16 protein-coding genes and 4 pseudogenes are annotated in these 19,832 nt (G+C 56.5%); 11 read left to right on the top strand and 9 right to left on the bottom strand.

The window, feature by feature from the left end:
- Positions 1–87: 87 nt before the first annotated feature.
- Positions 88–1,611 carry an acetaldehyde dehydrogenase ExaC gene (exaC, locus tag TKWG_RS01045; protein WP_014749028.1) on the bottom strand — a complete coding sequence of 508 codons (1,524 nt, stop codon included), beginning with the start codon at positions 1,609–1,611 and terminating at the stop codon, positions 88–90.
- A 243-nt stretch (positions 1,612–1,854) separates the two neighbouring features.
- On the opposite strand from exaC, the gene TKWG_RS01040 reads away from it, so the two are divergent.
- From TKWG_RS01040 to TKWG_RS26360, 7 genes and pseudogenes are all read left to right on the top strand, one after another.
- A complete protein-coding gene (locus TKWG_RS01040; protein ID WP_014749027.1) occupies positions 1,855–3,840 on the top strand; it encodes a sigma-54-dependent Fis family transcriptional regulator in 1,986 nt (661 codons plus the stop codon).
- 255 nt (positions 3,841–4,095) lie between these two features.
- A complete protein-coding gene (locus TKWG_RS01035) occupies positions 4,096–4,608 on the top strand; it encodes a VOC family protein (protein WP_014749026.1) in 513 nt (170 codons plus the stop codon).
- Positions 4,609–4,810: 202 nt separating this feature from the next.
- Positions 4,811–5,149, top strand: coding sequence for a VOC family protein (locus tag TKWG_RS01030; RefSeq protein ID WP_322786591.1), 339 nt, complete (start codon positions 4,811–4,813; stop codon positions 5,147–5,149).
- Positions 5,150–5,274: 125 nt separating this feature from the next.
- Positions 5,275–6,008, top strand: a pseudogene (locus TKWG_RS01025) (SDR family oxidoreductase).
- A 261-nt stretch (positions 6,009–6,269) separates the two neighbouring features.
- Positions 6,270–7,307: a hypothetical protein gene (locus TKWG_RS26370; protein WP_322786590.1), complete on the top strand. Its 1,038-nt coding sequence runs from the start codon at positions 6,270–6,272 to the stop codon at positions 7,305–7,307.
- A 56-nt stretch (positions 7,308–7,363) separates the two neighbouring features.
- Positions 7,364–7,531: a hypothetical protein gene (locus tag TKWG_RS26365; protein WP_322786589.1), complete on the top strand. Its 168-nt coding sequence runs from the start codon at positions 7,364–7,366 to the stop codon at positions 7,529–7,531.
- On the top strand, positions 7,528–8,754 hold the full coding sequence (locus TKWG_RS26360; protein ID WP_322786588.1) for a mechanosensitive ion channel domain-containing protein: 1,227 nt from the start codon (positions 7,528–7,530) through the stop codon (positions 8,752–8,754). Before TKWG_RS26365 ends, TKWG_RS26360 begins: the two co-directional genes overlap by 4 nt.
- A gap of 154 nt (positions 8,755–8,908) precedes the next feature.
- On the opposite strand, the gene TKWG_RS01015 is transcribed toward TKWG_RS26360, so the two are convergent.
- The 5 genes and pseudogenes from TKWG_RS01015 to hglS all read right to left on the bottom strand — a co-directional run bounded on the left by TKWG_RS01015 (position 8,909) and on the right by hglS (position 14,433).
- The gene (locus tag TKWG_RS01015) at positions 8,909–9,667 is read right to left on the bottom strand and encodes an iron ABC transporter ATP-binding protein (RefSeq protein ID WP_014749022.1); all 759 of its coding nucleotides are present in this window, start codon (positions 9,665–9,667) and stop codon (positions 8,909–8,911) included.
- Positions 9,664–10,620: an iron chelate uptake ABC transporter family permease subunit gene (locus tag TKWG_RS01010; protein WP_014749021.1), complete on the bottom strand. Its 957-nt coding sequence runs from the start codon at positions 10,618–10,620 to the stop codon at positions 9,664–9,666. The genes TKWG_RS01015 and TKWG_RS01010 overlap by 4 nt, the downstream gene beginning before the upstream one ends.
- Positions 10,613–11,614 carry an ABC transporter permease gene (locus TKWG_RS01005; RefSeq protein ID WP_014749020.1) on the bottom strand — a complete coding sequence of 334 codons (1,002 nt, stop codon included), beginning with the start codon at positions 11,612–11,614 and terminating at the stop codon, positions 10,613–10,615. Before TKWG_RS01005 ends, TKWG_RS01010 begins: the two co-directional genes overlap by 8 nt.
- A 64-nt stretch (positions 11,615–11,678) precedes the next feature.
- Positions 11,679–12,613: pseudogene (locus TKWG_RS01000) on the bottom strand (siderophore ABC transporter substrate-binding protein).
- 443 nt (positions 12,614–13,056) lie between these two features.
- On the bottom strand, positions 13,057–14,433 hold the full coding sequence (gene hglS / locus TKWG_RS00995; protein ID WP_014749019.1) for a 2-oxoadipate dioxygenase/decarboxylase HglS: 1,377 nt from the start codon (positions 14,431–14,433) through the stop codon (positions 13,057–13,059).
- 238 nt (positions 14,434–14,671) lie between these two features.
- Here hglS and TKWG_RS00990 point away from each other — a divergent pair, with 238 nt between their 5' ends.
- Positions 14,672–15,316: a TetR/AcrR family transcriptional regulator gene (locus TKWG_RS00990; protein WP_014749018.1), complete on the top strand. Its 645-nt coding sequence runs from the start codon at positions 14,672–14,674 to the stop codon at positions 15,314–15,316.
- A gap of 171 nt (positions 15,317–15,487) precedes the next feature.
- On the opposite strand, the gene TKWG_RS26350 is transcribed toward TKWG_RS00990, so the two are convergent.
- A complete protein-coding gene (locus TKWG_RS26350; protein ID WP_322786585.1) occupies positions 15,488–15,865 on the bottom strand; it encodes a helix-turn-helix transcriptional regulator in 378 nt (125 codons plus the stop codon).
- A 65-nt stretch (positions 15,866–15,930) separates the two neighbouring features.
- Positions 15,931–16,323, bottom strand: coding sequence for an AraC family ligand binding domain-containing protein (locus TKWG_RS26345; RefSeq protein ID WP_322786584.1), 393 nt, complete (start codon positions 16,321–16,323; stop codon positions 15,931–15,933).
- 32 nt (positions 16,324–16,355) lie between these two features.
- On the opposite strand from TKWG_RS26345, the pseudogene TKWG_RS00980 reads away from it, so the two are divergent.
- The 3 genes and pseudogenes from TKWG_RS00980 to TKWG_RS00970 all read left to right on the top strand — a co-directional run bounded on the left by TKWG_RS00980 (position 16,356) and on the right by TKWG_RS00970 (position 18,519).
- A pseudogene (locus tag TKWG_RS00980) lies at positions 16,356–17,589 on the top strand (MFS transporter).
- A gap of 62 nt (positions 17,590–17,651) precedes the next feature.
- A complete protein-coding gene (locus TKWG_RS23465) occupies positions 17,652–18,062 on the top strand; it encodes a hypothetical protein (RefSeq protein WP_171815099.1) in 411 nt (136 codons plus the stop codon).
- Positions 18,063–18,195: 133 nt separating this feature from the next.
- Positions 18,196–18,519: an EthD family reductase gene (locus TKWG_RS00970; RefSeq protein ID WP_014749014.1), complete on the top strand. Its 324-nt coding sequence runs from the start codon at positions 18,196–18,198 to the stop codon at positions 18,517–18,519.
- A 550-nt stretch (positions 18,520–19,069) separates the two neighbouring features.
- On the opposite strand, the pseudogene TKWG_RS00965 reads toward TKWG_RS00970, so the two are convergent.
- A pseudogene (locus TKWG_RS00965) lies at positions 19,070–19,707 on the bottom strand (NAD(P)-dependent oxidoreductase).
- Between the last annotated feature and the right edge of the window lie 125 nt (positions 19,708–19,832).

The raw sequence follows: 19,832 nt of genomic DNA, 5'->3' as shown, positions 1-19,832 counted from the left end.
AAAAAGAAAACCGATGCGGCCTGCAGACATGCGTGACGCATCGGCTCTTTAACCGGACCGCCCAATGCGGTCCGACACGAACAACCATTAGAAAAAGCCCAGCGCCTTGGGACTGTAGCTCACCAGCAGGCATTTGGTCTGCTGGTAGTTCGACAGCGCCATTTTGTGATTTTCCCGGCCAATACCCGACTGTTTATAGCCACCAAATGCGGCATGAGCCGGATACAGGTGATAGCAATTGGTCCAGACCCGCCCTGCCTCAATACCCCGGCCCATGCGATAGGCGCGGGAACCATCCCGGGTCCACACGCCGGCACCCAGACCATAGTAGGTGTCATTGGCAATGGCCAGCGCCTCTTCTTCATCACGAAACGTCGTGACAGAGGCAACCGGCCCGAAAATTTCCTCCTGGAATATGCGCATATCATTCTTGCCGGAAAGCATGGTGGGTGTCACGTAATACCCCTCTTCCAGGCTTTGTACGCGATTGCGCTCGCCACCGGTCAGGCATGCGGCGCCCTCCTCGCGACCAATATCAATATAGCCCAGGATCTTGTCCATCTGCGCCTGCGATGCCTGAGCGCCCACCATGGTATTCATATCCAGCGGGTTGCCGGTCTTGATCTTCTGCACGCGGTTAACCGCTTTCTCGATGAACTGATCGTATATGGACTCCTGGATGAGGATGCGTGAAGGACATGTGCACACTTCGCCCTGGTTGAGCGCAAACATCGAAAGCCCTTCAAGCGCCTTGTCAAAAAAGTCGTCAGACTGGTCCATGACATCGGCAAAAAATACATTCGGGCTCTTGCCGCCGAGCTCAACGGTGGATGGAATCAGATTGTCGGCAGCCGCATGCAGGATATGCTTGCCGGTGGCGGTCGAGCCGGTAAAGGCAATTTTGGCGATACGCTTGTTGGTGGCCAGCGCATTGCCCGCTTCCTTGCCGTAGCCATTGACAATATTGATCACGCCGGGCGGGAACAGGTCACCAATGATCTCCATGAGCACCAGGATCGAAGCGGGAGTCTGCTCGGCCGGCTTGAGCACCACGCAGCAGCCTGCCGCCAGCGAGGGTGCCAGTTTCCAGATTGCCATCAGGATTGGGAAATTCCATGGAATGATCTGCCCCACCACACCCAGCGGCTCGTGAAAATGATAGGCCACCGTTGTATTGTCGATTTCGGAAATACCTCCTTCCTGCGCCCGGATGCACCCCGCAAAATAGCGCAAGTGATCCACTGCCAGCGGCAGATCGGCAGCCATGGTTTCACGCAGCGGCTTGCCGTTGTCAATGGTTTCGGCCACGGCCAGTACTTTGATGTTCTGCTCCATGCGATCGGCCATCTTCAGCAGCAGGTTGGCCCTGTCGGTCGTTGATGTCTGCCCCCAGGCACGGCGCGCGGCATGTGCAGCGTCCACAGCCCGCTCGATATCATCGACGCCGGATCTGGGGACTTCGCAAAACACCTGACCATTGACCGGAGAAATATTCTCAAAGTATTCGCCGGACACAGGCTCCACCCATTTGCCGCCAATATAGTTGCCGTACTTGGTCTTATAGGGGTAATCGGTGTCAATGCCAAATTGCTTCAAATCGGATAGATTCATGTCTTATCTCCAGATATACATTTTTAAAATGACGCAAGGCTGTATCGCCTGGCGCGGCTATCGTTCCAGAGCAAAGTTCATGCCATACCGCCGGCAGGGAGTAAAACAGGGTTTTGGAGTAGAATAGTTTGGACGCATCGCATGCGGCATGCAAAACATAGCAATAAAGTGTCGCGAATCACGACAGCAGGCAGGCAACACAAGCAACAACTGCCTGCTTTTGCAACACATCAGGAGACTACGATGTTGCATCACTCGCTGAACTCCGCCGGTACCGTGCAGCCGAATGCGCTGATTCAGCGCTCCTGGCAGCGCTGTGAAAAGCAGGCGGACACGCTGGCAAACGAACCGGTTCTGCTGGACCGGGCAGACCTCAATACCCGTCTGGACCAATACGCCAGCCTGCTGCAGACTGCCGCGCCACACATTGCCACTGCCAGCGGTATCGCAGCGCAGGCACAGGGCATACTGCTGCTCTCGGATGCCAGCGGCGTCATCCTGCACGCCACCGGCAACAATGACTTTCTGCACAAGGCCGATCAGGTTACCCTGCGGCCAGGCGCCAGCTGGGCCGAAGGCCATCGGGGCACCAATGCCATCGGCACCGCCCTGATCGAAAACGGCTTTACCCGGGTCATCGGCCAGGAGCACTTTTTGCCCTGCAATCGGATCCTTAGCTGCCATGCTGCGCCCATTCGCTCACCCAGAGGAGAAATTCTGGGCGTGCTGGATATTTCCGGCGATGCCCGTACCTTGCCGGACTACACCGGCGATCTGGTCCGGATCACGGCCCGCCAGATCGGCAACCAGATTCTGGATCTGGCCGGCACGCACATTGCACGGCTGCAGTTCCAGCGCCACGCAGGGCCGGTCAACGTGGCGCAATGCGGCACACTGCTGATTGCCGATCAGCAGATTGTGGGCGCCAATGAAACAGCAGCCGAACTGCTTGATGTCCCGCTGATCGCCCTGCTGGACGAGCCCGTCGATAAATGGCTGCCCGCCTGGAAGCAGCTACAGTCGCAACCGATGCTCAGCTTGTGCGCCGACGGTACAACACTGTATGCAACTTTGCAGTTTGAGCGTATCGGTGTCGCCGGCAGCATCTCGTCACAGACACTGCACAATGAAGGGACAACGTCCATACCACCACAAGCAAAAAGCCGCAGCGGTTCGGGTGAATTACCATCAACGCTGCCCGCGCTGGCGCCGGCGTTGCAGCACCAGTTGCGCCAGAGTACCTTGGCTCTCAACGCCGATCTGGGCATTCTGCTGCTGGGCGAGACAGGCACCGGCAAGGAAGTGTTCGCCCGCCACCTGCATGCGCATAGCCGCTGGCGCGATGGTCCGTTTGTGGCCATCAATTGCGCAGCGCTTCCGGAGAGCCTGATTGAAGCAGAGTTGTTCGGGTATGAGCCTGGCGCATTTACCGGAGCCCAGCGCAACGGCTCCCGGGGACGCCTGCGCGAGGCCAATGGCGGCGTGCTCTTCCTGGATGAAATTGGCGACATGCCATTGCAACTGCAATCGCGCCTGCTGCGTGTACTGCAGGAACGGGTCGTGCAGCCTTTGGGCTCCGATAAAACATGGCCGGTACAGTTCGGGCTGATCAGCGCCACCAACCAGCAAGCCGCGGCACTGAGCCGCGAGGAAAATTTCCGCCAGGACCTTTACTATCGCATCCAGGATCATCTGGTTCAGTTGCCGGCGTTGCGCGACCGTGCTGACCTGCGCACCTTTATCTGCGCAGAACTCAGACGCCATGAGCAGACGCCCAGCCTGATTTTCGCCGATCAGGCGCTGGATGTCCTTTGCGCCTATCACTGGCCCGGCAATTACCGACAGTTACGATCGGTGCTCAAAACGCTGGCGGCCTTTTTACCCGCAGGCAGTATTATTCATCCTGAATCCTTGCCGGCTCATCTGCTGCAGCAAATGCACACCGCTACCGGCATGACAGCAACAACGACGAACCATCCCGGCATGCCGGCAGCGCAGGCGGATCTGGCGACGACGATCACGCAGACCGAAGCGAGGGCGTGGCCAGATGCCCCAATGCCTTCAGAAAAGCCCTTGCCGGAGGTCAGTCTGAAGGATTTGCAGGTACTGCGCATCAGGCAGGCGCTCAGCAAAAACCGGGGCAATGTCAGCAAAACCGCCAGAGAACTGGGATTGCACCGCAGCACGGTATACCGGCAATTGACACGAGCCACCTCGGAAGTGCAATAGGCCGACACCGCCGCAGCGCCGGTTGTGTTTTGCAGTGCGATCTGCAAGTACGAATGGTCGTTGCAGCTGACGTTTTCTGCCTTTAGTCCCTGCCGTATCTCCCCTTGCAGAATGACGCATCTGCCTATTTACCGACAATTGGTTCCTGCGCATACTGACACCATGCAACAAAATGGCCGGATCAGGCGGATTGCATCCCCTTCCTGGTTCTCATTATCGCGTTTGCAATAGTGTTGTGCGCAAAAGGAAATAGACATGAAAATCACATCGAAAATCTCCCCCTGCCTTTGGTTTGATGATCAGGCCGAGGCCGCAGTCCGGTTTTATACCGGTATTTTTCCTGATTCAAAAATTACCCAAACCACTTATTATCAAGGTGAAAAGATGACGCAAGTCAGTGGCAGACCCGAAGGCAGTGTCCTTACGGTCGCATTCGAGCTTGCGGGCATACCTTTTACCGCCCTCAATGGCGGCCCCATTTTCAAGTTCAATGAAGCCATTTCTCTGCAAGTGCATTGCGAGTCACAGCAAGAGCTGGACAAATACTGGGCGGCATTAAATGAAGGCGGCGATCCGTCTGCCCAGCAGTGCGGCTGGCTCAAGGACCGTTACGGCCTGTCGTGGCAGATTGTGCCCGCCATATTGCCAACGCTATTGACTGACCCTGCCCGCGCCCAACGCGTCATGGAGGCATTGCTGCCAATGAAAAAACTGGATATAAGCAAACTGCAGCAGGCGGCGGACACAGCCGGTGCACAGACATCCTGAGTGGCCCAACATCAAGGCCGTTCAACTTCATTTATTACCGTTTTCAATAGAACACTTTTCACTATCGTATCCAGTCTGTTTACGACTGACCACACCAGGAAAACATCATGAACCAGACCTCTATCGTTCCTTACCTTTTTTTCGGCGGCCATTGCGAGCAAGCCTGAACTTTTACAAAGATGCCGTAGCGCGCCAGCTTGATATGATGATGCGTTTTGGTGAGAGCCCCGAGCCGCCGCCACCTGGCGCCGTTCCCCCGGATTTTGACAACAAGATCATGCACGCAAGCTTTCGCATTGGCAGCAGCCTGATCATGGCTTCCGACGGCTGCGGTGGTGAAAGCACCCTGAGCGGATTCGCCTTGTCAATTATTCCGGCCAACAAAGAAGACGCCACCCGGATGTTCAACGCGCTGGCTGAAGGCGGCAGCGTCACCATGCCGCTGGGTGAAACCTTTTTCTCCCCTTGCTTTGGCATGCTCAAAGACCGTTTCGGCATGGAATGGATGATTGCCATGCAACCGGCAGAACAGACGGCATAGGCCTGACCCGGCGCTGCGCCGCACGCGCGTTGATGTACCGGCTCGGTAGAGAGCCGGACTTTACTCCTGCACAAGCCACACTGTATGATCTGGCATCGTGACATGATGCAAAACAGGAGAACAGGATGGACAAGACTGCGTTGATTACCGGCGGGGGGCGTGGCATTGGGGCGGCAACCGCCAAATACCTGGCAGCCAGGGGATATGGCATTTGCATTAACTATTATCAAAATGAACAGGCCGCCCAGACCCTGGTCGCCCAGATCATGGAGCAATTTGGTGTCCCCTGCATTGCCATTGGCGCAGACGTTTCCGAGGAAGCGCAAGTGCTGCGGCTTTTTGCAGAAATGGATGAGCTGCTGGGCCCGGTTACCCATCTGGTTAATAACGTTGGCGTGTTGTTCAAGCAGATGAAAGTGTCCGAAATGGATGCAGAACGCATCAACAAAACCCTCACCACCAATGTGACCAGCTATTTTCTGTGCAGCAGAGAAGCGATAAAACGCATGCAACCCGGTGGGGCCATCGTCAATGTATCCTCGGTGGCTTCGCGTACCGGATCAGCCGGCGAGTATGTGGATTACGCTGCATCCAAGGGCGCAGTTGACACATTCACCCGAGGCCTGTCGCTGGAACTGGCCCCGCAGGAATCCGGGTCAATTGTGTGCGGCCGGGATTTATCTATACAGATATCCATGCGGATGGCGGCGAGCCCGGCCGGGTTGATCGCATCAGCAGCCAGATCCCCATGCTGCGCGGCGGCCAGCCAGAAGAAGTCGCATCGGCCATAGCCTGGCTATTGTCTGATGATGCGTCATACGTGACCGGGTCATTTATTGATCTGGCCGGCGGACGTTAGGCCTGCGCCGTCCCAGACCGGCAAGGGATCGTCCGGCAAGCCGCCTTGCGGCTTTCATTCACTATAGCAATCGTGTTACCGTATAGTATCCCCAGAGTCGGCGTGCCGCATACCTTTCGAGCTATGCCTGTCAAGCGTGTTAAATCAGGTGTTATGTCAGTAGTGTTATATCGGTAAATAGCACGCATCATATTGCAGCTGTAATAAGAATGTCATGGCTGCCGGCCTCTGAGTAACCCTATTGGACAAGGAGGTAGCGTAGTGCTTGAACGGTTCGCGACAGGGTCGCAGATATCCAGACTAACGGGCGCGCAGGCAGCCAGCTCGTTGCCCGCCCTTATACCTACCCTTATCCTCCGATTATTTCTCCCGTTTTTGCTGCTGCTCGCAACGCTGTATTTGAATACGGCAGGCGCCCAGACTCCCCCCGCATCTGAACCCGGCATCACACCGGCCTCTGCCGCACAACTGGCCGATCTGCTGGAAAATGAAAAGACACGCAAGCAACTCATAGAGCAACTGCGCGCGCAGGCGCCCGCTGCACAGCAAGCGGCATCCGGCCAAGCACAGAGCAGTCTTGATGACTCGCTGCCGCGCCGGGTCGCCGACAGCACGCAGTTCTTTCTGACCAAGCTGTTGAACGATATGGGCGATGCGGCGGCGGCCATCGGCGCCATGGCGCGCGGTGAAGGCACTGGTGGCGCCGGCATGGCTGACTGGAAGTCGGCACTGCTGAACTTGGCACTGGTTATTGCGGCCACGGTCGTCGCTTTTGTTCTGCTACGTTTACTGGCCACACGTATCTTTGCCATGATCAATCGGTGGGCCGGACAACCGGCGCCCGCCCTCGGGCGGCGTCGCCTGGCTCAGCCGGCCACACTGAAAAAAATTGCCGCAGTCATTGGCGCACTCATTGTCGATGTTGCTGCCATTGCCCTGGCAGGTGTTGTCGGATATGGCGTTGCGTTGTCAGTCGCCGGACCCGACAATACCGTGGGCACATTCGAATCGCTCTTTGTTAATGCCTTTGTCGCCGTTGAAATTGCCCGGGCGCTGGTGCGCACAGTATTTGCAACGCGCTTTCCGCAACTGCGGCTGTTCGCCATGCGTGACGAAGTTGCCATGTACTGGAATGGTTGGCTGTGCCGACTGGTTGGCATTACGGGCTACGGCATGCTGGTTGTCGTGCCTGTCGTTACCGCGCTGTTTACCGCGGCATTGGGCAATCTGGTCGGCCTGCTCATCATGCTTGGCATGTATATTTATGCCTTGCGAGTGGTCTGGAATAACCGCGCCTGATTCGTGAACGGATCGTTGAACGCGCCAATCAGACCTCCACCGCATTTTTTGCAACCATGCTGCGCTTGCTGGGTCGTGTCTGGCATATCCTGGCCATTATCTATTTCACCGTTCTGCTTGTTGTCAGCCAGGTGGATCCGGTCGATGCACTGCCATTTATGGCACGCGCCACGGTGCAAAGCCTGGTGGCCATTGCCTTGGCCTGCTGGTCTCAGCCATTTTGACAGCCATTCTAAGTCACCCGATCCGGTTATCCGATGAGATCCGGGGCCGGCTGCCATTGCTGGAAGCGCGCATCAATTCTTATGTTCCGGCAACTCTCAAAGGCCTGCGTTTGATTACGCTTGTCATCGTGCTGCTGTTTGTGCTGGATGCATGGCATGCATTCGATCTGTCTGCCTGGGTCATGTCCGAATCGGGCCGCGCAACCATCAGCGCTGCTGTGCATGTGGCCATCATCCTGCTGTTCGCCGCACTGGCATGGACCATTATTGCCAGCATCATCGAGAGCCGCCTGAGCGGCACGGGCAACCGGGCGCCCAGTGCCCGCGAAAAAACGCTGCTGTCACTGTTTCGCAATGCTGCGCTGATCGTGATCATCACCATGACGATCCTGGTCCTGTTGTCCCAGATCGGCATCAATATCGGCCCGCTTATTGCCGGCGCCGGTGTGGTGGGTCTGGCCATTGGTTTTGGTGCGCAAAAGCTGGTGCAGGACATTATCACGGGTATTTTCATCCAGCTCGAGAACGGCATGAATGTCAATGATGTCGTGGAAGCAGGCGGGGTTTTTGGCACCGTGGAGAAAATGACCATCCGCTCGGTGGGCATTCGCACCATGGACGGCGGCTATCACCTGATCCCGTTCTCGTCGGTTGACGTTGTCGCTAATCACATGCGTGATTTTTCCTATCACATGGGCGAGTACACCATTGCCCATCGTGAAAATGTGGACGACGCCATCGAACACCTGCGCGCCGCGTTTGCAGAATTGATGCAGGATGAAGTGCTGTCGCCTGAAATTCTGGAAGAAATCACCATCCCCGGCGTGACCGCCATCAACGAACGCGGCGTCACGATTCGAGTACTGATCAAAACCACGCCTGGCATGCAATGGGCGGTGCAACGTGGCTATAACCGTCTGGTCAAGAAGCATTTCAACGCCGCCAATATCGAACTGCCATACCCACATACCGTGGTTTATTTTGGCCAGGACAAGGACGGCAACGCACCATCTGCCAGGGTGGATCTTGGCCGCAAGGCCGACCATATGCAGGTGCCTAAAGGCAAGGCGCCGGCGGCCGGGCATACGCCGCGCAAACTGGCGCCACGCCGTGGCGGCTCGGAAGATGTGCTGGGCAATGAGCTGGAGCAGCGGGTGCCCGATGAAGATGAGAATGGTGAGGGAGAAGGCAACAGCTCGCTACGCCCCGGCCCGATATCCTGACAAGGCCACAACTGACAAAGTCGCGACTAAGGAGGTCGCGACTTTCTTTTACCATACCCACCATATCAATTATGGGGACTATGCAGACAGTGTGCCGCAATCGCCCTGCACACCGCACTGGTGAACACAACGCTTTTTTCAGTATGCCTCTATGTCAGGTGTAATGAACGCAAATCCGATTATTCTGCCATTCATGCACGACCACATCCAGCCCGTATAGCTCCTTGAGCACCGGCGGCTGGATGAACGTCTGCGGCGATCCCTGGTGCAGGACCTTGCCGTTGCGCATGCCGATGATCAAATCCGAATAGCAGGAGGCGAAGTTGATATCGTGCAACACCATCACCACTGTCTTGTGCAACTGGTCGGCAGCGCGTCGCATCACCTTCATGATGTCAACGGCGTTTTTCATGTCCAGGCTGTTCAGTGGCTCATCCAGCAGGACATACTCTGTGTCCTGGCACAGGACCATGGCAATAAAGGCACGCTGGCGCTGCCCGCCGGAGAGTTCATCCAGGAATCGCTGCTCCAGCCCATTGAGATTCAGATAGGCAATGGCGCGCTCAACATGGCTGCGATCCTGCACTGTCAGGCGGCCCTGCGTATGCGGATACCTACCAAATGCCACCACATCCTGAACCGTCAGGCGCAGGGGAAGATGATTGTCCTGACGCAAAATGGACAGATGCCGGGCCAGTTCTGCTGTATCAGTGCGAGCGATGTCCAGCCCGCCAACCTCAACCGAGCCGGCAGACATGGGCAGCAGACGGCTGATCATGCCAAGCAATGTAGACTTGCCGGCCCCGTTGGGGCCGACAATGGACGTGACCCCACCCCGGGGGATATGCACTGAAACATCATCCACCACGCGCAGATTGGCGTAGTCCTTGCTGACACCATTGACTTTTATCATCGTTGTCCCTTGCGCACAATCAGCGCGATAAACATCAGCCCGCCGGCAAACTCAATTACAACGCTGACCGTAGTATTCAGGGCCAGGCCATGCTCCAGCACAGTCTGGCCGCCTACCAGCGCGATAATGCCAAGCAGCACGGCAGCCGGCACCGTATATTTATGTTTATCGGTCTGCATGATCATGTACGCGAGGTTGCTCACCAGTAATCCAAAAAACGTCACCGGCCCTACTAACGCCGTTGATACCGACACCATCACGGCAATCAGCACAAGGGTGAGCCACAGTGTCTTGCGGTAGTGTATTCCCAGGTTGATCGCGACCTCGCGCCCCAGCGACAGCACATCATAGGCCCGGCGCAGCCGCCAGCCGATCAGCGACACTGCCCCCACCATCACCACCGAGGCCACCAGCAGATTGGTGCGAATGGCATTAAAGCTGGCAAACATTTTGTCCTGCAGAAACAGAAACTCGTTGGGATCAATCATTCTGACCATCAGGCCGGACAGACTGCGAAACAGCAGCCCGAAGACAATGCCGACCAGTAACAGCAGATGCAGACTATGCGAGGCACCAGAGAAAATCCATTGGAACAGCAGGCAGGCGAAAACGGTCATGATGCCAACTTCCAGCACGAACTTGCCCGTCATGCCCAGCTGACCACCCGCAGTCATGCCGAACCAGAAAATCACCACCGCCTGAATCAGGGTATAGAGCGCATCAAATCCCATGATCGATGGCGTCAGAATACGGTTGTGCGTGATGGTTTGAAACAGCACAGACGACACCGCAACGGCATAGGCAACCAGCAGCATCGCTGCCAGTTTGCTGGCGCGGAACGACAGCACGAAGTCCCAGTGCCCGTTGGCGCCCCATGTCATGAATGCGGCCACCGAGGCCAGCGCAAAAAAAGCCAGCAGGGAAAGCCGCAAGGCGGGTGACAGCTTAGCCAAAACGAGCCCGCCTGTTCAGAAGTAGATATAGGAACAGCCCGCTGCCTACCACACCCACCACCGTACCGATGGGAATTTCATGCGGATAAATGATCAGGCGACCAACAATATCGCAGGCCAGGACAAACAGCGCCCCAAGAAAGGCCACCCACGGCAGCGAGCGCCGCATATTATCGCCAAAGATCAGGCTGACCACATTGGGCACCAGCAGACCAAGGAACGGCACACTGCCCGCCGTGACAACGACTACAGCACTGATGGCCGATACCAGCACCATGCCGATCAGCATAAGACGTTTGTGATTAAGACCCAGGTTGGTGGTAAATTGCTCGCCCATGCCCAGCACGGTGAAGCGGTCTGCCGCGAAATAGGCTGCGCAGGAAAGGGCAAACGCCACCCATAGCAGCTCGTAGCGCCCCCGCAGGACACCTGAAAAATCACCCATGGTCCACGTATGCAAAGCCTGAAGCAGATCGTACTGGTAAGCAAAGAAGGTGGTCACCGCTTGCACAACGCCCCCCAGGACCAGGCCGACCACCGGGACCAGAAAGGCAGAACGCAAGGGAATGCGGCGCAGGATCAGTAGAAACAGTGCTGTGCCGGCCAGCGCGAACATGGCGGCAACCAGCATCTTCCCAAGCACGGGGATGCCCGGCGCCAATAAAGTAACAGCCAGTATTCCCATGGTTGCAGACTCTACGGTCCCGGCCGTGGAGGGTTCGACAAAGCGATTGCGCACCAGCATTTGCATGATCAGCCCCGCAACCGCCAGCGAAGTGCCTGCAAGCACCAATGCAAGCGCGCGCGGCAGGCGACTGATCAGCAGCAATTGCCAGGCTTCGCTATCGAAGCGCAATAACGCCGCCAGCGACATATCGCCCGCACCCAGAAACAGGCTGACCAGAAACAAAAAGCACAAAAGCAATAACAGCACGCCGACCAGGAGCGGGCGAACCTGTTTATTGTTTCTGTGCCCTTCGGGATAACCGCTCATGAAAGACCCGCAATGGCGTCAATTGTTACGGACGCCGGGGCCCGGACTGGCGAGCGCCCCATGATTACTGCTTGCCGTCCAGCGCTTTGGACAACTGGTCCACGTTCTGCTGCATGGCGGTCAGCCCGGCGCTGCCGAGCAAATACCAGTCCATGGCATTCAAATAGACAATCTGCTTCTTTTTCCACGCGGTGGTTTTATGGATCAGCTCATTATCCAGCAACTTGCTGGCGGCAACACCCTCGCGACCAATGGCGCCATCCCGGTCAATCACAAACAACCACTGTGGATTGGTTTTATAAATAAACTCAAATGACACAGCCTGCCCGTGATTTGACGTGGACAGGTCGGGCGCGCAGCGGGAATACCGAAAGTGTCATGAAGAATTCCGAAGCGGGAACCCGGGCCATACGCACTGACTTTGCCGCCGGTGGTAAGAATAATCAGCCCCGAGCCGGCTTTGCCGGCCTTTTGTTTGAGCGCCGCGATAGATTGGTCCAGTCTGGCCAGCTGTTCCGTGGCTTTGTCCTGCTTGTTGAAAATGTCGGCCAGCGTAAGCGTGTTGCGTTTGACGCTGCCCAGCAAGTCTTTGGTATTGACGGTCAAATCAATGGTTGGTGCCAGTTTGCTCAGATCTGCATACTTGGGGGCCGAACGGCCGCCGACAATAATCAGATCTGGCGACAGCGCATTGACCGCTTCGTAGCTGGGTTCAAACAGTGAACCGACCTTTGGGACAGACTTTTGCGCGTAGGCAGCCAGTTGATTAATGTACTTGGCCTCGGGCACGGCGGAAGCTTCTATGCCCAGCGCATGCATTGTATCGAGTGAGGCCAGGTCAAAAACGACTGTTTTCTTTGGCTCGCCTTCGATAGTGGTTTTCCCGCTTGCATGATCAACAGTCAGGGCAACGGCCTGCAATGGCAGCACGATGCTGGTGGCCACCGCCAGTATGCCGGTCACCAACCCGCTACGAACTTGAGACTTCCAAAATGACATGAAAAATGACTCCGCTTCTGATTCAAACTGCAAAGATTACCCTCACGAACGCGTGGCGGCACGGATCTGACGCAGATGGTACGCGCGCAATGCACGTGCATCAGAGGGCCGGGACAGGGTGTCGCAAGGGTAACAAAATGATTGATTTGACAACAGAAAATTGTAGCATAACTGGTAATAAGATGTATTCTTATTCATTGATTTTCATGCAGAGCCACCCGTCTTCGACCGCAAGCAACAGGTAAAAACGCCGCAAAACGCGCCGCAAAACTCGGGCATCAAGCACGATCCGGTGTGCCCGGTCGCAACGCCGTTGGCGCGGTCTGCATTGCCCTGCAGGCATACCACTGGTTCACTACAGCCACAATGCAGACAAGGTTAAGGACCCAATGACCCAGCGCTGGAGCAAAGCCGGCCACAATAGTGCAGCCGGCCTGCCGGTCTTATTTTTTCAGTTGCAAAGCGAGCTGGTCAAGCGAGCGTTGCTGTGCTGCCTCGTACAACGCAAACTCGTCATTGACTTTGGCCCCCAGCGCTTCTTCAAAAGCGGCCCGGGCGGCACTGACCTGATAGCTTTTCTGATCATCGCCACCCAGATTCGACTGGAAGATACCGGCGGCACTGACGGGCAAAAAGTCTTCGTAAATAATCGGCTCGGCGTGCACCAGGCCGGCCTCGATCATGGCGTCAATATCCTGCTCATGGGCGGCCTGCTCAGCAATGGCTGCGCGCCCCTGTTGCGTCAGGCTGTAGCGGAAATAACCCAGGCCGCTTTTGCGGATCGTCGCCAGGTCGTCCGGAAATTCAGCAAACGCACGCGCCAAGCGCTCTGCATAGCTATCGCTCGCCTGCTCATTTGATTCGCGGGCGCGCAGCAACAACTGATCGTACAAGGCGCGTCCCTTGGGCGTCAGGGCCAGGCCGCGTTGTTCTATTTCACCAAAGCGCGCAGTATGGGCACCGATCACTTTTTCTGTGCCGGAGTCGAACGTCACGTTTTCTTCCAGCGCCTTGAAACTGGTCTGGCGCAACAGAATCGGATGGCGCCGGGTTGGCGGGCCCTCAATCGATTCCTTGGCAGGAATATTGCGATTGAGCATTTCCTTTTGTGCCGCGTCAATATCCAGCGTGCGGGGAGTCAGATGGTTGATGTGGGGGCCTTTGAAGCAAACCACATCTGCAATTAACCGGTGGGCGTCTAGCAACTGGTTGTACGTTTCAATACTTACCGTCGCTTCGTTGTGCCAGCGGAAAATATCCGTAGCCTGCGTCACGAACTCATCAGCCTCTTCGCTGCTCAGACCGCCCTCGGTTTCAAATTTATCTGCCAGTTCCAGAACGCGTGCGCTGAATATAGAGCGCTGCTCCAGAATCTCGGCAGCCTTGCTGCGCAATGCTTCATCATCAATGAGCTCGAGCCGCAACAGAGAGGTGAACACCCGGAACGGATTGGCTGCCAGCGACGCATCATCCACCGGCCGGAACGCCGTGGCGTGTACCGGTACCCCTGCCACCGACAAATCATAATAACCCACCGGCTGCAGCCCCATCACCGCGAAAACACGCCGAATGCCGGACAGCTCGGCAGGCGTACCCAGACGGATGGCGCCATGGCGCTCCAGGTTCAGGCGCAGGATTTCGCCAGATTCATTCAATTGCGCTTGCAATTGCGGATTTTGCTGCAGCGTCTGCGCATTAACATCGGCAACCAGCTCAAGCAGATCGCGATAAAGCGGCACTTCCTGCCCATACATATTGGACATGGCAGTTGAAAACCGGGTACGGATTTCGTCGGTCGAGACGAAATGATTGTTTTCCATAACGAAGATACTCTTTGTAGTTCAGTTGGCAAAAGTAAAGACCGGCAGAGCAACAATAGCCCTGCCGGCAGATGGACACATTTCGGCTGCCGGATTTGCCCAGTAGGCAAACAGCTAAATGTGACCATAAAGTCACTTTTTAGTATAGCCGAATCAAACCGCGCGCCGGTACTGTTTTTCTCTTGTAGAATGGGTTATCGGCATCACTGATGCAGTTTTCATACACTCCCGGATCCCTATGTCCCGTCGTCAGCAAACAGAACAGCAGATTCTCCAGGCCCTGGAAGACCAAATCCGCGAAGCCGGAATGGGAGGCATTGGCATCAACGCCGTTGCCCGTCGCGCCGGCGTGAGCAAGGAACTGATTTATCGTTACTTCAACGGGCTGGACGGTCTGCTGCTGGCCTGGATGCAGGAGCAGGATTTCTGGACCGGCCATCGCGGAATGCTGGGCAACGACGAATCAAGCCAGCAAACGCCCCAACAACTGGTGCTGTCCATGCTGCGTGCCCAGGTTGATGCGCTGGCCGGCAACGACACGCTGCGTGAAGTGCGCCGTTGGGAGCTGGTGGAACTGAACGAGGTCACCGCCAAGCTGGCCCAGCGACGCGAGAAGGCCGCCCGCGCATTCATTGACCGGGTCGATGGCCTGACGCCGGAAATCGATATGCCCGCGACGGTGAGCATCATGCTTGCCGGAGTTCTTTATTTGATGCTGCGGGCCAAAACCGAGAGCCGGTTCCTGGGCATTCCCATACGCACAGACGAAGGCTGGGAGCGCATTTTCAATGCCCTGGAAACCATGACGGCAAACTTCCCTCAGGCTTTGCGCGAACAGTCGCTGGATGAACTGGAAGCCCGGCGCGAGCCGCCATCGCCCTGATTGGCAAACGTTATCTGGCGTCTGGCAAGGTGCCAGCAAAGTGGATATTGAACACAAGGCCGTTAATAGCGCGTCTGACGGCCCAAGCACATAGCTGCCTCGTGAGACAATACACGCAGATAAAGCAGAAAGCAGACAACCCGCCCCGCTTACCTCGCCTATCGGGGCAGCTTATATGTTGGCCGGGTGCAAATACATATTGGGCGACATGCCCAGTGCACGACGAAACATCGCGCTGAACGCACTGGGACTGCGATAGCCCAGTGCCCGTGAAATGGTGCCGATAGACTGGCCCATCGATAGCCTGCATACCGCATCGGCCAGCCTGACCTGCTGCAACCATTGCCGATAATTCATGCCCAGCTCTGACTGAAACAGCCGTATCAGCGTGCGCTCGCTGGCGCCCACTGCATCGGCCCACGCGCCCAACGAACGGTTCAATCCGGGCTCGTCCATGATGGCGGTGCAGATGGCTATAAGCCGGCGATCCCGGGGCCACGGGATCTGGGTAGCCACCGTTTCTGCTGAAGGCAGTTCCGAAAGAATCAACGCTGCGATCCGGCCGCCCCGTTCATTTTGCGAATAGATAACGGGTTCAGCGGTCAGGCTCAGGATCAGCTCGCGCAGCAGATTGCTGACTTCAATGACCTGGCAACCGGCCCATAATGATCTGGCGGCGCTGCATCAATATACAGGGTGCGCATGTCCACGTGGGAAACCGCCATCGTGCAATGCGGGACATTGGGCGGCACCCATAAGGCCCGCAGCGGCGGCAGCAGCCAATAACCCCTGTCGGTACTTACGCGGATTACGCCGCGCGACGCAAAAAGCAATTGCGCGCGTCGATGCGAATGCGTTGCCGATCCCGTACCGGCAGCAAACTCCTTGGACATGGCAGCCACGACCGGAGCAATGTCCTGGTAATCTTCTGCGTTGACGCTTCTGGGCAGCGGCTGCATCACTGTCACTTTCTCGACGAAAATTGGCACTTGCAATAATTCTAGCACGGCTACACTGACTCATTGCGAATGTCATATATATGTTGAATGCAATGTCGATAGAATCCACCGCCGTACATCCCTCCCAGCCCGAGAACAGCACCGCCTTCAAGGTGCTTGGCGCGATCAGTGTCGCTCATATGATGAATGACATGATCCAGTCGATCCTGCTGGCCATTTACCCGATGCTCAAGGATGACTTCAGCCTGAGTTTTGCGCAAATCGGCCTGATCACACTGGTCTACCAGATCACTGCCTCGCTGCTGCAACCCCTTATCGGGCATTACACCGACAAGCATCCGCAGCCCTATTCGCTGACCATCGGCATGGGCTCAACGTTGCTGGGCCTGCTACTGCTGTCGGTCGCGCCGTCCTTTCCCTTTCTGCTGCTGGCCGCCATTCTGGTGGGCGCCGGTTCGTCAGTATTTCATCCGGAATCATCCCGCATTGCCCGCATGGCCTCGGGCGGCAAGCATGGCCTGGCGCAATCACTGTTCCAGGTAGGTGGCAATGTCGGCTCTGCACTGGGGCCCTGTTTGCTGCGCTGATTATCCTGCCTCGTGGTCAGGGCAGCGTTGCCTGGTTTTCGCTGGCGGCCTGGTGGCCATGGTGGTGCTGCTGCAAATCGGACGCTGGTATGAGCGCAACCGCGGCCTGCTGGTCCTGCGCACCAAACGCTCGGCCAATGCGATTGAGCTGCCGCGCAACAAAATCATCGCCGCGCTGGCTGTCCTCGGTGTGCTGGTTTTCTCCAAGTATTTCTATATGGCTTCCATGAGCAGCTACCTGACGTTTTATCTGATGGAAAAATTTTCCCTGTCGATACGTACATCACAGCTTTATCTGTTCATTTTCCTGGCTGCCGTCGCCGTCGGCACCATCGCGGGCGGACCGATAGGCGATCGGATCGGCCGCAAGCGGGTCATCTGGGCGTCCATCCTGGGTGTGGCTCCCTTTACCCTGTTGCTGCCACACGCCAATCTGTTCTGGACCGGCATCCTCATCGTGATTATCGGCCTGATCCTGGCTTCGGCATTTTCCGCCATCGTGGTCTATGCCCAGGAACTGGTACCCGGCAAAACCGGCATGATTGCCGGTCTGTTCTTCGGCTTCGCATTTGGCATGGGCGGCGTCGGCGCCGCGGCACTGGGACATCTGGCGGACACCACGAGCATCTCGTATGTGTACAGCGTGTGCGCCTGGCTGCCATTGCTGGGGATTGTCGCCGCACTGTTGCCGGATACGGAAAAGCGCGAGCTGGCGCGCCGGCCATGATGCATGAGCGCACCGCATTCGCCTGGCCGGCACGATAGCCCGAACTGCCATGGCCGCTAATCATGGCTCATGCGCTGCGCCGTAACGACCTTGAACTGCACGATCGTTGCCGGATATTTTGCGATGCTGTCATGCGTGCTGCCGCCAACTGCGGCACATTAACTGGGTACAATGAGAAAAATAACGTTATGCGCCCTCGCCGAGGCCGCTTCAACACGACAAGGAAGCCGCTCATGAGTACTCTGCCCAAATTTGCAGCCAACGGATGGCGGCGTCTTGATAATGGCAACGTTCAGCATCTGTCTGGGCTGGAATTTGCGCCCGACCCCCATGAAAGACTCAAGCTGGTTGATGCCTCGCTGTCGGTGTTCATCAGGAACCTGCGGCATGAAGGTGCCACCGAACAGCAGGCCGAAAGGCTGCTGCACAAACTCACTCAACAGGCTGCCCAACAGTTTGTTGGTTTGCATTAATCCACGCCATGGTCTGTGATCTTGATCGGCGTCAAACAACAAAACCATCAGGACACGTACAATTGCCAGCCTATTGGATGTAATGCGCTAAGATACAAAAAATAATTATTCCATCGACAAAGGAGACGTTGTAATGATTAAAGTCAGTGTGATGTACCCCAACACCCCAGGCGCGCGCTTTGACCACGATTACTATCGTGACAAGCATTTGCCTTTGCTCAAGGAGCGCATGGGTGAGCGTTGCCGATATTACACCATAGACCGGGGCATCGCCGGTGGCACGCCCGATGCACCCCCTACCTATATCGGTATGTGTCATATCTTCTGTGACAGTGCCGAAGACTTTCAGGCAGGATTCGGACCGCACGCCGACGAAATTCTGGGCGACATCCCCAACTACACAGATCTGACCCCGATACTGCAGCTCAGTGAAGTAGTCACCGATACTCGCAGCTAGCGGCGTTGTCGCCATTCACTGAACTTTCAAGTGCGACCAGCGGCGGGTCTGAACACCAGTGCATCAGACCCGCCGATAGTCACGATCGCATTTGTGATATTTTCCAGCAATAAAGGCACGCCGGACGGTCATGTACGAAAAGTGATCGAATGGTAATCATCTGTTCATGCACGACAGCGAGAGTGCCCCTTATGATTGACCTGATCTGTACCCGAGAGCGATTTTCCTGCACATGCCGATCAACGATTGGCGCAGCATGAACCTGGCACCAGCGGCACTGCGGATCACGTTTGCCCCGGCTCCGGTCGCACCGCCCAGCGATGTCAGTTAACGGAACCGGGAAGAACAGTGTGTAAGTCAGCGAGTGGCACGTTAAATAAAACCCTGACAGGCGGCACAATGATATTCCCGGGCACGGGTAACCTTCCATTGGGGCCGCCATCTCTTTTGGCCAGCAGAAACGATAGTGCACGACCGACCGGCCAGTCGGCTGGCACAATCCTCAACGGCTCCGTCGCTCTGGGCCGTCGCCGCTGCACCCAGGGCCGCCTCAGTAACCGACCGTGAAACGCGCCCGTACGTGTCGCGGTGTTTCCAGCTCATCAATCATGGCCAATGCAAAGTCCTGAGTAGAGATACGGCTTTGGCCGTCAGCATCAACGATCAGTTCATCGTCGGCCTGCCGGAATGTGCCGGTACGCTCGCCCGGTTCAATAATCGCCGACGGACTCAACATGGTCCAGTCCAGATCACGGTCATTACGCAACTGCGTGAGCACATCCCGGGCGCCTGCGCAGTGGCTTTCCACTGTTGCGGAAAATCAGGCGTATCGATGACCAGCACGCCTGGCTGTGCGTACAGGCTGCCAGCGCCGCCCACGATCAGCAGGCGCTTGATTGCCGCCTGTTTTGTTGCTGCGATAATTGAATCCACACCTTTCATGTAGTATCCATAGACATCCTGCTGCGCGTGACCACTGAATGCACTAATTACCCCATCATGCCCGGCCAGTTGCCTCGCCAGTTTTGCACCATCCAGCACATCTGCCTGCTCAATCGTCAGATTGTCCTGCGGCTGCAATTTTTCGGGATGTGCCACCAGGGCGGTTACCTGATACCCGCGTGCCAGCGCCTCTCTTAGCACGGCATTGCCGATAAAACCCGTAGCGCCGATCAGTGCGATTTTCATATTGAACTCCTGAATGTTATTTGACCTATGGCTGGACACCTTGTGTATCCGAAAGACCAGAAAACACATCATTGCAGAGTTCATTGATTCGATAAACAAGTAAAACTATAATTCATTGTTCCCGA

This window comes from Advenella kashmirensis WT001, from assembly GCF_000219915.2.
GTDB classification, from domain to species: Bacteria; Pseudomonadota; Gammaproteobacteria; order Burkholderiales; family Burkholderiaceae_B; genus Advenella; species Advenella kashmirensis.
This window is presented reverse-complemented; position numbering and strand designations above follow the sequence as displayed.